At 74.5% G+C, this 14,654-nt stretch carries 12 protein-coding genes; 10 read left to right on the top strand and 2 right to left on the bottom strand.

Going from position 1 to position 14,654, the window contains the following annotated elements:
* The first annotated feature begins 93 nt into the window (after positions 1–93).
* The 7 genes from steA (at position 94) to QP089_RS39235 (ending at position 9,864) form a co-directional block, all read left to right on the top strand.
* Complete coding sequence (gene steA, locus QP089_RS39265) at positions 94–1,338, top strand: putative cytokinetic ring protein SteA (protein ID WP_285919042.1); 1,245 nt, start codon at positions 94–96, stop codon at positions 1,336–1,338.
* A complete protein-coding gene (locus QP089_RS39260) occupies positions 1,335–2,291 on the top strand; it encodes a copper transporter (protein ID WP_285919041.1) in 957 nt (318 codons plus the stop codon). Before steA ends, QP089_RS39260 begins: the two co-directional genes overlap by 4 nt.
* A 4-nt stretch (positions 2,292–2,295) precedes the next feature.
* On the top strand, positions 2,296–3,309 hold the full coding sequence (locus QP089_RS39255) for a hypothetical protein (RefSeq protein WP_285919039.1): 1,014 nt from the start codon (positions 2,296–2,298) through the stop codon (positions 3,307–3,309).
* Between the two features lie 54 nt (positions 3,310–3,363).
* The gene (gene murJ, locus QP089_RS39250; protein ID WP_285919037.1) at positions 3,364–5,085 is read left to right on the top strand and encodes a murein biosynthesis integral membrane protein MurJ; all 1,722 of its coding nucleotides are present in this window, start codon (positions 3,364–3,366) and stop codon (positions 5,083–5,085) included.
* 61 nt (positions 5,086–5,146) lie between these two features.
* Positions 5,147–6,346, top strand: a complete 1,200-nt coding sequence (locus QP089_RS39245) for a glycosyltransferase (protein ID WP_285919072.1) — start codon at positions 5,147–5,149, stop codon at positions 6,344–6,346.
* A gap of 221 nt (positions 6,347–6,567) precedes the next feature.
* Complete coding sequence (locus QP089_RS39240; protein ID WP_285919035.1) at positions 6,568–7,590, top strand: TerC family protein; 1,023 nt, start codon at positions 6,568–6,570, stop codon at positions 7,588–7,590.
* Positions 7,591–7,668: 78 nt separating this feature from the next.
* The gene (locus QP089_RS39235; RefSeq protein WP_285919033.1) at positions 7,669–9,864 is read left to right on the top strand and encodes an acyl-CoA dehydrogenase family protein; all 2,196 of its coding nucleotides are present in this window, start codon (positions 7,669–7,671) and stop codon (positions 9,862–9,864) included.
* Positions 9,865–9,951: 87 nt separating this feature from the next.
* Here QP089_RS39235 and QP089_RS39230 read toward each other — a convergent pair whose 3' ends face one another.
* Positions 9,952–10,296 carry a hypothetical protein gene (locus QP089_RS39230; protein ID WP_285919031.1) on the bottom strand — a complete coding sequence of 115 codons (345 nt, stop codon included), beginning with the start codon at positions 10,294–10,296 and terminating at the stop codon, positions 9,952–9,954.
* A 141-nt stretch (positions 10,297–10,437) separates the two neighbouring features.
* Between QP089_RS39230 and QP089_RS39225 the strand changes: the two genes are divergently transcribed.
* From QP089_RS39225 to QP089_RS39215, 3 genes are read left to right on the top strand one after another with little or no spacing between them, the layout of a single operon-like run.
* Positions 10,438–10,902: a hypothetical protein gene (locus QP089_RS39225; protein ID WP_285919029.1), complete on the top strand. Its 465-nt coding sequence runs from the start codon at positions 10,438–10,440 to the stop codon at positions 10,900–10,902.
* Positions 10,899–11,798: an AAA family ATPase gene (locus QP089_RS39220; RefSeq protein WP_285919028.1), complete on the top strand. Its 900-nt coding sequence runs from the start codon at positions 10,899–10,901 to the stop codon at positions 11,796–11,798. The genes QP089_RS39225 and QP089_RS39220 overlap by 4 nt, the downstream gene beginning before the upstream one ends.
* A 4-nt stretch (positions 11,799–11,802) precedes the next feature.
* Positions 11,803–13,200, top strand: coding sequence for a vWA domain-containing protein (locus QP089_RS39215; RefSeq protein WP_285919027.1), 1,398 nt, complete (start codon positions 11,803–11,805; stop codon positions 13,198–13,200).
* Here QP089_RS39215 and QP089_RS39210 read toward each other — a convergent pair.
* Positions 13,197–14,579 (bottom strand): MFS transporter, encoded by a 1,383-nt coding sequence (locus QP089_RS39210; protein WP_285919026.1) that lies wholly within the window; start codon positions 14,577–14,579, stop codon positions 13,197–13,199. The two genes, QP089_RS39215 and QP089_RS39210, sit on opposite strands and share 4 nt — an antisense overlap.
* Positions 14,580–14,654: the final 75 nt, after the last annotated feature.

Below are 14,654 nucleotides of genomic sequence, written 5' to 3'. Positions count from 1 at the left end.
CGCACAAGTGAACACGGTGGGCGACGGCGCGGACACGCCCCGTCGATCGTCGCTGCGGCTCTTTACTCCCGTGCTCTGGCAGGATGGCAGTCGATGAACGAACCGGCTCCCATCACCGAGCGGCGCGTCCGGCTGACGCAGCGGCTGACGCTGCCGCGCCGCGTGCTGGCGCTCGGCCGCGGCCGGGACGACGGCCGGCAGGGGGTCAGCGCGACCGTCCGGCTGGACCGCCGCACCAAGGACCTGACCAAGCGGCTGCAGCCCGGCGAGGTCGCCGTGATCGACCACGTCGACCTCGACCGGGTCAGCGCCGAGGCGCTGGTGTCGTGCCAGGTCGGCGCCGTGGTGAACGTCGCGCCGAGCATCTCCGGGCGGTACCCGAACCTCGGCCCGCAGATCCTGGTGGACGCCGGCGTCCCGCTCGTCGACGACGTCGGCCCGGAGGTCTTCGGCCGGCTGCACGAGGGCGACCAGGTCCGGGTCGAGGGCGAGTGCGTGTACCTCGGCGAGGACGTCGTCGCCAAGGGCACCGAGCAGACCGCCGAGACCGTCGAGACGGCGCTCACCGAGGCCAAGGCCGGGCTCGCCAGCCAGCTCGAGGCGTTCGTCGCCAACACGATGGAGTACGTCAAGCGCGAGCGCGACCTGCTCATCGACGGCGTCGGCGTGCCCGACGTGGCCACGAAGATCAACGGGCGGCACGCGCTGATCGTCGTCCGCGGCTACCACTACCGCGAGGACATCGCGACCCTGCGGCCCTACATCCGCGAGTACCGGCCGGTGCTGATCGGGGTGGACGGCGGCGCCGACGCGCTGCTGGAGGCCGGCTACCGCCCCGACATGATCGTCGGGGACATGGACTCGGTCTCCGACGACGCGCTGACCTGCGGCGCGGAGATCGTCGTGCACGCCTACCGGGACGGCCGGGCGCCCGGCCTGAAGCGGGTGCACGAGCTCGGCCAGGAGGCGGTGGTGTTCCCCGCCACCGCCACCAGCGAGGACATCGCGATGCTGCTCGCCGACGACAAGGGCGCGACCCTGATCGTCGCGGTCGGCACGCACGCCAACATGGTGGAGTTCCTCGACAAGGGCCGCGCCGGCATGGCCAGCACGTTCCTCACCCGGCTGCGGGTGGGCAGCAAGCTCGTCGACGCCAAGGGCGTCTCCCGGCTGTACCGCAGCCGGATCTCCACCTGGTCGCTGCTGTTCCTCGTCCTCGGCGCGTTCGTCGCCATCGTCACCGCCGTCGCCATGTCCCCGGCGGGGGACGTCATCAGTCCCCTGCTGGCCGACCGCTGGCACGCCTTCGTCTTCTGGCTGACCGGACTCTTCACGTGATCGATTTCCGCTACCACCTCGTCTCCATCGTCGCGATCTTCCTCGCGCTGGCGCTCGGCATCGTGCTGGGCTCCACCACCCTGTCCAACTCGGTGAGCGACACCCTGCGCAAGCAGGTCAGCTCGGCGACCCGCAGCGCCCAGGAGGCCCGGGTCGCCCAGCGCCAGCTGCAGAACCAGCTGAAGGGGGAGGAGCAGTTCGGCCACGTGCTGTCGCCGCAGATCGTGGCCGACCGGCTCAAGGGCCAGTCCGTCGTCATGATCGAGACGCCGGGCGCCGGCAACGACAGCATCGACCAGGTCAGCGAGCTGGCCAAGGCCGCGGGCGCCGCCGTCACCGGCCGGGTCACGATCCAGAACAAGCTGCTGGACGACGACCAGCAGAGCACGCTGGACGAGCTGGCCACCCAGCTGAAGAGCGACGGCGTGACGTTCCCGTCGGACGCGACCCCCTATGCCAAGGCGGGCGCGGTGCTGGCCAACGCGCTGCTCACCCAGGACCCGACGAAGGCCGGCCGCGAGGACGCCGCCGGCGGCGCCGTGCTGAGCGGCTTCAAGCAGGCCGGCTACATCACCACCAGCGGCAAGCCGGGCCAGCACGCCACCCTCGCCGTCATGGTCGCCCCGGCGAACCCGTACGCCTACGACGGCGGGGACCAGGACAACAAGGCACTGATCTCGCTGGCCACCGCACTCGACGGCGCCGGTCGCGGTACCGTCGTCGGGGGCCCGCTGACCTCCGCGCAGGAGGGCGGGCTGATCGCGGCGCTGCGTGACTCCGACGCGGGCGACTCGGTCTCCGCCGTCGACGCGGTGGACACCTCGTCCGGGCAGGTCGTGACGATCCTGGCGCTGCAGAACGAGCTGAACGGCAAGTCCGGACAGTACGGGACGGGCGCCGGCGCGAGCGGCTACCTGCCCTCGCCCGCGCCCACGGCGGGGAAGAGCGGGTGACCTGATGAACCGACGCATCGCCTCGGGTTCGGCGGCGGGCGCGCGGCTGCTGGCCGGGATGGGCCTCGGCGCCGTCGCGGCGCGCGCCGCCTACGTCGCGCTGACGCGCCGCCCGCCGGGCCTGAACGGCCTGCCGGGCGAGGAGGTGTGGGACCGCACCAACCACCGCGGCGAGCCGGTCACCCTGCTGGAGGGGCCCGCGCTGGTCGCGGGCGCCGCCGCGGCCGGGCTGCTGGCGCCCGGCGCCACCGGCCGGACCCGCGCCGCCGCGCTGCTGGCCGGCGCCGCGTCCGGCGTCCTCGGCGGTTACGACGACCTGGCGGGCTCGGCGTCCTCGCGCGGCTTCAAGGGCCACCTCGGCGCGCTCGCCCGCGGCGAGGTGACCAGCGGCGCGGTGAAGATCCTCGGCATCGGCGCGACCGGGCTGGCCGCCGCCGCGGTCGCCGGCTCGCCCGCGCCGACCCGGCGCGGCCGCGCGTTCGACACCGTCGTGAACGGCGCGATCGTCGCGGGCAGCGCCAACCTGATGAACCTGTTCGACCTGCGGCCCGGGCGGGCCATCAAGGTCGGGGTCATCACCGGGGCGCCGCTGGCGCTGGCCCGGCCGTCGTCGGCCGCGGTCGCCGCGCCGCTCGGCGCCGCCGCCGCGCTTCTGCCCGAGGACCTCGCCGAGCGGGCGATGCTCGGCGACACCGGCTCCAACGCGCTCGGCGCGCTGCTCGGCCTGGCCGCGACGCGGCTCGGCCGCCGGTCCCGGCTGGCGGTGCTGTCGGGGCTGGTCGCGCTGAACGCGGCCAGCGAGTTCGTCAGCTTCACCAAGGTCATCGCGGGGAACCCGGTGCTCGACCGGATCGACATGCTGGGCCGCCGGCCCGTCGCCGTCCCGGCCCCCGCCTCCTCCTCCGCTTCCGCCTCCACGACCGCGACCGAGAAGCCGGACATGGAGGACGCGTTCCGGCCGCACGTCCCCCCGCAGACCGGCCCGGCGGGCGACGGCGTCGCGGCGGACCCCGCGTAGGACCGCGGCGGCCCCCCGGCCGACCCGGCAGCCCAGGACACGTGCCCCTCGCCGATGCCCGCCAACACCCCGCCCCGCACCCCGCCGAGCGACCCGCCGGTGGGCGGTCCCGTCGATGACGGCGACGCCGTGACGGCGCCGTCCCGCGCGTCCGCGCTGCGCCGGCTGACCGGCGGGCTCGCCGGCGCGGCCGTCGTCATCGGGGTCATCACCGTGCTGGCGCGGCTCGCCGGGTTCGGCCGGACGTACGCGTTCTCCCAGACGGTCACCACGTCCTGCCTGAGCCAGGCGTACTTCAGCGCGACGCAGCTGCCCAGCAGCGTGTACGAGATCGTGGCGGGCGGCGCGCTGGCCAGCATGGTCGTCCCAGTGCTGGCGGGGCCCGCCGAGCGGGGCGACCGCGAGGAGGTCCGCCGGATCGGGTCGGCTTTGCTGACCTGGATCGTGCTGTTGATGCTGCCGCTGGCGGCGCTGATGGCGCTGCTGTCCCACCCGATCATGGACCTGGCGGTGGCCGACCACCTGCAGGGGTGCTCGCGCGACGAAGTCATGCACGTCGGCGGGAACATGCTGGCGATCCAGTCCGTGCAGATGGTGATGTACGGGATGGCCGTGGTGCTGTACGGCCTGCTGCAGTCGCACCGCCGGTTCGTGGCGCCGGCGCTGGCGCCGCTGGTGTCCAGCCTGGTGGTGATCGGCGCGTACGTCGTCTACGCGCCGCTCGGCAAGGGGTTCGAGAACGACCTGACCGGGCTGCCGCAGAGCGCCGAGCTGACGCTGTCGGTCGGCACGGCGCTCGGCGGCGTCGCGATGGCCGCGACCGCCGGGGTCGCGGCGTGGCGGCTGCGCCTGCGGCTGCGTCCCATGCTGCGGTTCCCGGACGGGGTGGCGCGGCGCGTGCGGCGGCTGGCGCTGGCCGGGATCGCGACCGTCGCGGCGCAGCAGCTGTCGACGCTGCTGATCGTCCGGCTCAGCTCGCGCGGCACCCGCGGTGCGCTCGCCAACTACCAGTACGCCTGGGCGATCTACCTGCTGCCCTGGGCGATCCTGGCGGTGCCGATCGCCACCAGCGCGTTCCCGATGCTGTCGGCGCGGATGAGCGCCCGCGAGCACGACCGGTTCGACCAGGTCACCGCCGCCACGACCCGCGCGGTGATCCTGGTGTCGTGCGCCGGCGCCGCCGTGCTCGCGGCGGTCGCCGTGCCGGTGTCGGTGGTGTTCAACCCCGGCCACCCCGACCAGCAGGAGGTGCTGGCCCGCGCGGTGCTCGCCTTCGCGCCCGGCCTGCTCGGGTACGGGCTGGTCGCGCACCTCGGCCGCGTCCTGTTCGCCTGCCATCGCGGCCGGATGGGCGCGATCGCGGTCGTCGCGGGCTGGATCGTGGTGGCCGTGGCCGACGTGGTGCTCGTGCTGTGGGTCCTCGACCCGAAGTGGGTGGTGGCGGGCCTCGGCGCGGGCAACGCCGCCGGCATGACCGTGGCGGGCGTGCTGCTGGTCGGCACGCTGCTGCGCGCCCGGGGCGCCGGTGCCGTGCACGGGCTCGGGCGCGTGCTGGCCGCGGGGGTGCCGGGCGCCTGCGCGGGGGCCGCCGCCGGCTACGGGACGGCCGCGCTCCTCGGCGTCGGCGCGCCCGGCCTCGCCGGTCAGCTCCGCAACATCGGCACGGGGGCGCTGGCCGCGCTGGTCGCCGCCGCCGTGTTCCTGATCATCGTGTTCGTGGTCGACGGCCGGGATCTGCGGGCCGTCCTCACCCGGAAGGTCGCCCGCAGTGCCTGAAGAGACGAGCAGAACCGGTGAGCGCGGGCCCGCGGCGTCCGCCGGCCCCCGCCTGGACGGGATGCGGGTCGCGCTCGTCCTCGGCACCAGCGCGGGCGGTGTGGGGCGGCACGTCCGGTCCCTGGCGGCCGGGCTCGCGGGGCGGGGCGCCAGCGTGCTGGTCTGCGGGCCCGCCGCCACCGAGGAGCTGTTCGGGTTCGGCGCGGCCGGCGTCCGCTTCGAGGAGGTGGACCTGGCCGACCGGCCCCGCCCGCTGAACGACGCCAGGGCGGTCGCGCGGCTGCGGACGCTGCTGCGCGGCGCCGACGTCGTGCACGCGCACGGGCTGCGCGCGGGCGCCCTCACCGTCACCGCGTGCGCGCGGGTCGCGCCCGGCCCGCTGCGCTTCTCCCGCGGCGGGCCGCCGCTGGTCGTCACCCTGCACAACGCGGTGATCGCCGGCGGGCGGACCGCCGCGATCTACGGCGCGCTGGAACGGGTGGTCGCGCGCGGCGCGGCGGTGGTCCTCGGCGTCTCGCCGGACCTGGAGGAGCGGATGCGCGCGCTCGGCGCCCGGTCGGTGCGGCACGCGCTGGTCCCGGCGCCCGCGCCCCGCGAGCAGCCGGGCCCGGCCGTCCGCGCCGACCTGCGCGCGGAGCTCGGCGTTGGGGACCGGCCGCTGATCCTCACCGTCGCCCGGCTCGCCGACCAGAAGGGGCTGCCGACGCTGCTGGACGCGGCGCGCGGCTGGACCGGCCGGACCCCGCCGCCGCTGGTCGCGATCGCCGGCGACGGCCCGCTGGAGGACGACCTGCGCGCCCGGATCGAGGCCGAGGACCTGCCCGTCCGGCTGCTCGGCCGGCGCTCCGACGTGCCCGCCCTGCTGGCCGCCGCCGACATCGCGGTGGTGCCGAGCGTGTGGGAAGGGCAGCCGCTCATCGTCCAGGAGATCCTGCGGGCCGGGCGGCCGCTGGTCGCCGCCCGCGTCGGCGGGATCCCCGGCATGGTCGGCGCCGGCGACCGCCCGGCGGGCGCCGGGGCGCTGCTGCAGGGGCCGGAGAGCGAGGCGGCGCTGCTGGTCCCGCCCGGCGACGCCGACGCGCTGGCCCGCGCCGTCGGCCGGATCCTGGACGACCCGGCGCTCGCGGTGCGGCTCGGCGCGGCCGCCGCGCAGCGCGCCGCGGCGCTGCCCGGAGAGGACGACGCCGTCGACCAGCTCGCCGCCGTCTACCGGGAACTGAGCCCGGCCCGGCGCCGACCGCCGTCGAGCGCGGCGCCTTAGATGCCGCGTCCGCCGGCCCGGTTCGCGGAAAGATCGAGGATTTGCGCAGATCCGGGAACCGGGGACCGTGCCCCGGCGTTCTACAGGACAAGTGGAGGGGAGTATCCCCGCGCACGGGTGTCGTCAGCACGGCCGGTCCGCACCGGCCCGGTGCCCGTGGCCCTCGGGACGAGGGCGGGAGAGACCTCCGGCGCCCGACTCTGTCCGCCGGAGGTTTCACGTTGTCCGTCGCACCCTGGGTGTGGATCCTGACGCTCGCCGGGATCACCGCCGTCATCGCCGCCGACCTGCTGGTCATCCACCGCAACGACGCGCGGGAGTTCACCACCCGCAGGGCCGCCTTCTGGTCGTCCGTCTACATCGGCCTCGCCGTGCTGTTCGGGCTGGGGGTCTGGGCCTTCTCCGGCGGGCAGCACGCCGCGCAGTACTTCGGCGGGTTCGTCACCGAGAAGAGCCTCAGCGTCGACAACCTCTTCGTGTTCATGGTGATCCTGACGCGGTTCGCGGTGCCCAAGCACGCCCAGCACACCGTGCTGATGGCGGGCATCGTCATCGCGCTGGTGCTGCGCGGCGCGTTCATCGCCGTCGGCGCCGCCGCCATCTCCACCTTCACCTGGGTCTTCTTCATCTTCGGCGCGTTCCTGATCTGGACGGCCTACGGGCTCGTGCGCGGCGGTGACGACGAGGAGTTCAAGGAGAACGCGGTGCTGCGCTGGGCCAAGCGCGTCATCCCGACCTCCGACGACTACGAGGGCAACCGGTTCCTCACCCGGCGCGGCGGCCGCCGCATGGTCACCCCGCTGATGATCGTGATGATCGCGATCGGCTCCACCGACGTGCTGTTCGCGCTGGACTCCATCCCGGCGATCTTCGGGCTGACCACCGAGCCGTACCTGGTGTTCACCGCCAACGCGTTCGCGCTGATGGGCCTGGTGCAGCTGTACTTCCTGCTCGGCGGGCTGGCCGAGCGGCTGGTGTACCTCGGGCACGGGCTGGCGTTCATCCTCGGCTTCATCGGGGTCAAGCTGATCCTGCACGCGATGCACGAGTACGGTGTCGCCTGGGCGCCGGAGGTGCCGATCTGGCTGTCGCTGGCCGTGATCGCCGGGACGCTGGCGGCCACCACCGTCGCCAGCCTCACGGTCGGCGCGCGCCCCAAGGGCGGCGCCGGGCGGGCGCAGGACGAGCCGGCGGCGGCGATCGCGGGCGAGGATCCGCAGGCCCGGGACGCCTCCGGCCGGTGAGAGCGGAATCACTGCCCCACGTGACCAGAATCCTGTTCTAGAATCGCTGTCGACAAGCGGTGTGAGAGAGGGTTCGACATGGCCATCGGGCTGACCGAGGAGCACGAGGCGCTCGCCGATTCGGTGCGCGGCTTCGCCGAGCGCAACATCCCGGCGACGGCCGTCCGCGCCGCGCTGGACGCGGACGAGGAGACCCGGCCCGGCTTCTGGCCGGCCCTGGCCGAGCAGGGGCTGCTGGGCCTGCATCTGGACGAGGAGCACGGCGGGCAGGGCTACGGCCTGCTGGAGCTGTCGGTGGTGCTGGAGCAGCTGGGCCGGGCCGCGGCGCCCGGCCCGTTCCTGCCGACGGTGCTGGCGAGCGCGGTGATCGACGCGTCCAGCAACGCCAAGCTGCGCGCCGAGCTGCTGCCGGGGCTGGCGGACGGGTCGCGGACCGGCGCGGTCGCGCTGTCGGGGAGCCTGACCGGCACCCGCGACGGCGACGCGCTGGTGGTGTCCGGCTCGTCGGCGACGGTGCTGGGCGCGCTGCTCGCCGACGTGGTCGTCCTGCCGGTGGCGGCCGGCGACGAGGAGCAGTGGGTCGCGGTCGACGCCGCCGACCTGAAGGTCACCGCGGTGGCGAGCCTGGACCGGGTCCGCCGGGTCGCCGCGGTCGAGGCCGACGGCGTGACCGTCGCCGCCGACCGGGTGCTGGACGGGCTGACGACCGGCCGCGTCCGCGACCTGGCCGCGACGCTGTTCGGCGCCGAGGCGGCCGGGCTGGCCGGGTGGCTGGTCAACACCGCCGCCGAGTACGCCAAGGTGCGCGAGCAGTTCGGCCGCCCGATCGGGCAGTTCCAGGGCGTCAAGCACAAGGACGCCCGCGCGCTGATCGCGCTGGAGCAGGCCCGCGCCGCCGCGTGGGACGCCGCGCGGGCGCTGGACGAGGGCACCGAGGAGGCCGGGTTCGCCGCCGCCGTCGCCGCGGTGATCGCGGGAGACGCGGGCGTCCAGACCGCCCGCGACGCGATCCAGATACTCGGCGGCATCGGGTTCACCTGGGAGCACGACGCGCACATCTACCTGCGCCGCGCGCTGACGCTGCGGGCGCTGCTCGGCCCGGCCAAGGACTGGGCCGCCAAGGTCGCGGAGCTCGCGCTGGACGGTAAGCGCCGCGAGGTCGAGCTGGAGCTGGACGAGAGCGCCCAGCCGCTGCGCGAGCGGATCCGCGCCGAGATCGCCGAGCTGGCCGCGATCGAGGACAAGGACGCCCTCAAGGTCAAGATGGGCGACGAGGGCTGGACCGTGCCGCACTTCCCCCAGCCGTGGGGGCGCGGCGCGGGCCCGGTCGAGCAGATCATCATCCAGCAGGAGCTGCGCGCCGCCAAGGTCAAGGCGCCGAACCTGGTGATCGGCGCGTGGCTGGTGCCGTCGCTGGTCCGCTACGGCTCCGAGGAGCAGAAGGAGCGGTTCCTGCGGCCGACGCTGCGCGGGCAGATGGTGTGGTGCCAGCTGTTCTCCGAGCCGGGCGCCGGATCGGACCTGGCGTCGCTGTCGATGAAGGCCGAGCGGGTCGAGGGCGGCTGGAAGCTGACGGGCCAGAAGATCTGGACGTCGGTCGCCCAGCACGCGCAGTGGGGCTTCTGCATCGCCCGCACCGACCCTGACGCGCCCAAGCACGACGGCATCACCTACTTCCTGGTCGACATGAAGTCGCCGGGCGTGGACGTGCGTCCGCTGCGGGAACTGACCGGTGACGCGCTGTTCAACGAGGTGTTCCTCGATGGCGTGTTCGTCCCGGACGACTGCGTGGTCGGCGAGGTGAACAAGGGCTGGCAGGTCGCCCGCAACACGCTGTCCAACGAGCGGGTGTCGCTGTCGACCGGCGGCGGCCTGGGCATGGGCGTGCCCGAGCTGCTGCACTTCTTCAAGGGCCGGACGCTGGACGCCGTCGCCACCGCCGAGGTCGGCAAGCTCGTCGCGCAGGGCCAGTCGATCGACCTGCTCGGGCTGCGCACCACGCTCAAGCAGCTCAACGGCGTGGAGCCGGGCGCCGAGGCCAGCGTCCGCAAGCTGCTCGGCGTCCAGTTCAACCAGGACGTCGCCGACTACTGCTGGGCGGCGCAGGGCGAGGCGGCCGCGACCGAGACGCCGATGGCCGAGAGCGGGATCATCGCCCGGGCCATGCTGTTCAGCCGCGCGATGACGATCTACGGCGGCACCACCGAGGTGCAGCTGAACATCATCGGCGAGCGGCTGCTCGGCCTGCCCCGCGACCCCGAGCCCGGTAGGTAGCCGTGTTGTTCCAGGGGGGCGACCCCCTGGAACCCCCGCTCCGCTCGCTGCGCTCGCTCCGCGTGCCCGCCCGTGCCGCGGGTTGGGCTAGCGGGGGCGGAAGTTGTAGGCGATGTTGATCAGGACGATCGCCGACCAGGCCAGGAACAGCCCGAGACCGCCGGCGTTGACGACCGCGATGGCGCTGAGCGGGATGGCGGCGACCATCGACAGCACCGCCAGCAGCAGGCCGTGATCGCCGTCCCCGGACACGCGGGGTGCCCGGGGGCGGCGGCGCGGAGCCGGAGCGGGGGCGGCGGGACGCGCGTCGAGGGCCTCCTCGATGCGGTCCACGACCGTCTCGATGAAGGCCGCGTCGTAGTCGGGGCCCAGCTCGCGGCGGGCCGCCAGGGCCGCGGTGAGGTCCTCGCGAGGCAGTCGTCGGGTCGTCATGGTTCGGTTATAGGCGCCGCGGCGCCCGTGCCGCCTCACCCCTCGGTGCCAACCGGGGCGTACCCCGCAGGGTTGAGCGGGGGCGGGCCCGGTTCGCGCCGGTAAACTGCCGCTTTCGTCCGAGAATCGTCGGAGGTTCCTGTGACCGTGCGGGCCCGCTCGACCGTCCTGGCGGCCTGCGTCGCCGCCGCCGCGCTCGTCCTGGCCGGATGCGGCGGGGGCGGGACGGAGGCGGACGACGGCGGCGCGAGCGCCGCCCCGGCCACGTCCGCGCCGCTCGAGCCGATCCCCGCGATCAAGCCGGCGGACGTCAAGCCGCTCGTCGGCCGCTGGGTCGGCCCCGCCGAGGACTACTTCCAGTTCAAGGCGGACGGCACCGGCGTGTGGGTGAAGGGCGGGCGGAAGCTCTGGAGCGGGACGGCGATCCCCGAGGGCGGCGGGAGGTACCGGTTCTCCTGGCAGGGCGGCGACCCGAAGACCGCGTCCTACTGGGGCGTGTCGCTGTCGGACGGGAACAGCAAGATCGTCTTCGCCGGGACGAGCCAGAAGTACACCAAGGCGGCCGCGCGCAAGGGCCGGACCACCGGACACAAGGGCAAGGGATGACCGAGACCATCGAGAACGCCGCGAACGCGGGGGACGGCGCGTTCACCTCGCCCGCCGACGTCGAGCACAGGCTGGCCGAGGTCCGCTACCTGGCCGACGAGGCGATCGCCACGACCGTGTTCCTCGCGCAGGCGCTCGGCAAGCCGCTGCTCGTCGAGGGCCCCGCCGGGGTCGGCAAGACCGAGCTGGCCAAGGCCGTCGCGGCGGCCACCCGCGCCGAGCTGATCCGGCTGCAGTGCTACGAGGGCCTGGACGAGGCCCGCGCGCTCTACGAGTTCAACTACAAGAAGCAGCTCCTCGCCATCCAGGCCGCCCCGGCGGACCGGGCCTGGCAGGAGACCCACGACGACATCTTCTCCGAGGAGTTCCTGCTGGAGCGGCCGCTGCTGGCCGCGATCCGGCGGAGCACCCCGACCGTCCTGCTGATCGACGAGGCGGACAAGGCCGACGTCGAGGTCGAGGGCATGCTGCTGGAGATCCTGTCGGACTTCCAGGTCACGATCCCCGAGCTCGGTACGGTCAGCGCCGTCCGCCGCCCCTTCGTGCTGATCACCTCGAACGCGGCGCGGGAGCTGTCGGAGGCGCTCAAGCGCCGCTGCCTCTACCTGCACCTGGACTACCCGGCGCCGGAACGGGAACGTGACATCGTCCTGGCGCAGGTGCCGGGCGTCGAGGCGGAGCTGGCCGAGCAGCTCGTCCGGACGGTCGGGACGCTGCGCGCGCTGGAGATCAAGAAGGCGCCGTCGATCGCCGAGACCGTCGACTGGGCCCGCACCCTGCTCGCGCTCGGCCTGGACGAGCTGGACGAGGCGGCCGTCGCCCGCACGCTCGGCGTCGTCCTGAAGCACGCCTCCGACCAGGAGCGCGCCGTCAAGGAACTGGGCCTGAGGGGCTGATCGGATGGCCTCGCTGGTCGACCGGCACACCGCGTTCGTCGCCGCGCTGCGGGAGGCCGGGTTGCCGGTGTCGGTCGCCGAGGGCCTGGACGCGGTCCGCGCGATGCAGGCCGTCGACCTGCTCGACCGGGGCGCGCTGCGGGCCGCGTACGCGGCCACGGTGGTGAAGCGGCCCCAGCACCGCGCGACCTTCGACACGCTGTTCGACCTGTGGTTCCCGGCGGCGATCGGGGACGGCGCCGGAGCCGCGACGGAGCGGGACCGCCCGGCCCGGACGCTCGGCGCGGACGGCAATCCCGTCCCGCCTGCCCTGGACCCCGAGGTGCAGCGGCGGCGCGAGGAGCTGATGGAGCTGTTCCTGTCCGGCGACGACGCGGCGCTGCGGCAGTTCGCCCGGACTGCCGTCGCCGAGTACGGGCGCACCCCCGGCCAGGAGTCGTGGTTCTCCTCCGGCGTCCTGCGCGCCCTGTCGCCCGAGACGCTGATGGCCGGGCTGCTCAACGCCGTGCTCACCGGACAGGAGCGGGGCGGGATGGCCGAGCGCGTCGCCCGCCGCACCTTCCGCGACCGGATCGCCCGGTTCGAGGACCTCGTCGCGAGCGAGGTGCGCCGCCGCATCGCCGAGGACACCGGCGTGCAGCGGACCGCGCGCCTCGCCGTCCGGCCGCCGCTGGAGCGCCTCGACTTCTCCAGCGCCAACCGCGCCGACCTCGCCGCGCTGCGCCGCGAGGTGTACCCGCTGGCGCGCAAGCTCGCGTCCAGGCTCGTCCAGAAGCAGCGGCACGGCAAGCGCGGCCGGCTCGACTTCCGCCGGACGGTCCGGGCGTCGCTCGCCAGCGGGGGAGTGCCGCTGACGACCCACTACCGGCCGCGCCGCCCGCACAAGCCGGAGCTGGTGGTGCTGTGCGACGCCAGCGACTCGGTGTCGGCGTTCGCGCACTTCACGCTGCTGCTGACGTTCGCGCTGCGCGAGCAGTTCAGCAAGGTCCGCGCGTTCGCGTTCATCGACGCCACCGACGAGATCACCAAGTACTTCGCGCCCGGCGCGGACGTCACCGACGCGATGACGCGCATGGCCGCCGAGGCCGACCTGGTCTGGATCACCGGCCGGTCCAACTACGGCCACGCCATCAAGGTGTTCGACGACAAGTACCGCGACGCCATCACGCCGAAGACGTCCCTGCTGATCCTGGGCGACGCCCGCTCCAACTACGGCGAGCTGTCGCTGCCGATCCTGCGGTCCATGGTCGACCGGGCCCGGCACGCATACTGGCTGAACCCCGAGCCGCGGCGCTCGTGGGACACCGGCGACTCCGCCGCGTCCCGCTACGGCGAGCTGGTCCCGATGTTCGAGTGCCGCAACCTCACCCAGCTCGCCGCCTTCATCGAGGAACTCGCCTAACGCTCGCGGATCGCGAAGGCCAGGGCGGCGCCGGCGAGGGCGACGACGGCGGAGACGAGCATCGCGACGTCGGTGCCGTGGGCGAGCGCGGACGGGCCGTCCCCGGACCCGGTGGCGATCGCCCCGACGACCGCGACCCCGATGGACGCGCCGATGTAGCGGGCCGTGTTGTTGGCGCCCGAACCCATGCTGACCCGGTCGGCCGGCACGCTGCCCACGGCCAGCCGCGCCAGCATCGCGTTCGCCAGCCCGCTGCCGATCCCCGACACGACCAGGCCGGGGGCGAGCCGCCACCAGTGCGCGTCGGGGGCGAGCCCGAGCATCGCGAACTCGCCGACCGCGCTCAGCGCCAGCCCGGCGCCGAGCAGCCGCCCCGCGGGCAGCCGGGCCGGAAGCCGCCGCGCCTGCAGCGCCGACACGAACGACACCCCCGACCAGATCGCCAGCACCAGCGCCGACGCCACCGGCGACAGGCCCAGTACCAGCGTCATCACCGTCGCCAGGTAGCTCATGATGCCGATGACGGCGAGGCCGGTGACCAGCGCGCCGGAGATCGACAGCAGGAACGCGGGGCGCCGGAACAGCCCGAGGTCGAGCATCGGCTCGCGGCGCCGCGCCTCGACCACGGCGAAGGCGGCCAGCAGCACCGTCGCCGCGCCGAACAGCGCCAGCACGCCCGGACGCGTCCAGCCCGCCCGTCCCCAGGTGATCGCCGCGACCAGCGCCGCCACCCCCAGGCTCATGGTGACCAGCCCGGGCAGGTCCAGGCCGCGCGGCCGGTCCGCCCGGGACTCGCGGAGCGTCCGCACGGAGACCACTCCGAGCGCCGCCGAGGCGACGGCCGCGACCCAGTACCACGACCGCCAGCCGGCCGCCGAGGTGAGCCCGGCCGACGCGATCGGCCCGAGGGCGATGCCGAGGCCGAGCATCGCGCCCCACACGCCGGTGGCGTGGGCGCGGCGCGGGCCCGGCGGGAAGGCCGCGGCGATGATCCCGAGGCCGGTCGCCAGCAGCGCTGCGCTCGCCGCGCCCTGCACGATCCGGCCCGCGACGAAGACCCCGGTCGTCGGCGCGACGGCGCAGGCGGCGCTGGACGCGGTGAGCAGCGCCGCGCCGGCGGCGAACACCCTGCGGCGGCCGTGGTCGTCGGCCAGGCTCCCGGTCACCAGCAGCGCGGCCGCCAGCCCCAGGCTGATGGACGACATCAGCCAGATCCGGGCCGTCGCGCCCGCCTCCAGGCCGCGGGCCGTCTCGGTGAGCGCCGCCATGGGGGCGCAGTAGTTCATCAGGGCCAGCAGCGTGGCGGCGGCCGGCAGCGCCAGCGCGGCGGTGCTGCCCGCCGGGAGCCGCCCGGCGCGCGGTGTCGCCAGAGTCGTCATGGCACCTTCCCCAGTGAGGTTCAGTCAATGAACTCGAATGGGGGAGACGGTAGCACGTCCGGTTCGTTCAATGAA

It is taken from the genome of Actinomadura opuntiae (genome assembly GCF_030283205.1).
Taxonomy (GTDB): Bacteria; Actinomycetota; Actinomycetes; order Streptosporangiales; family Streptosporangiaceae; genus Spirillospora.
Note: the sequence above shows the minus strand (reverse complement) of the source record. Positions and strands in the feature narration are given on the sequence as shown.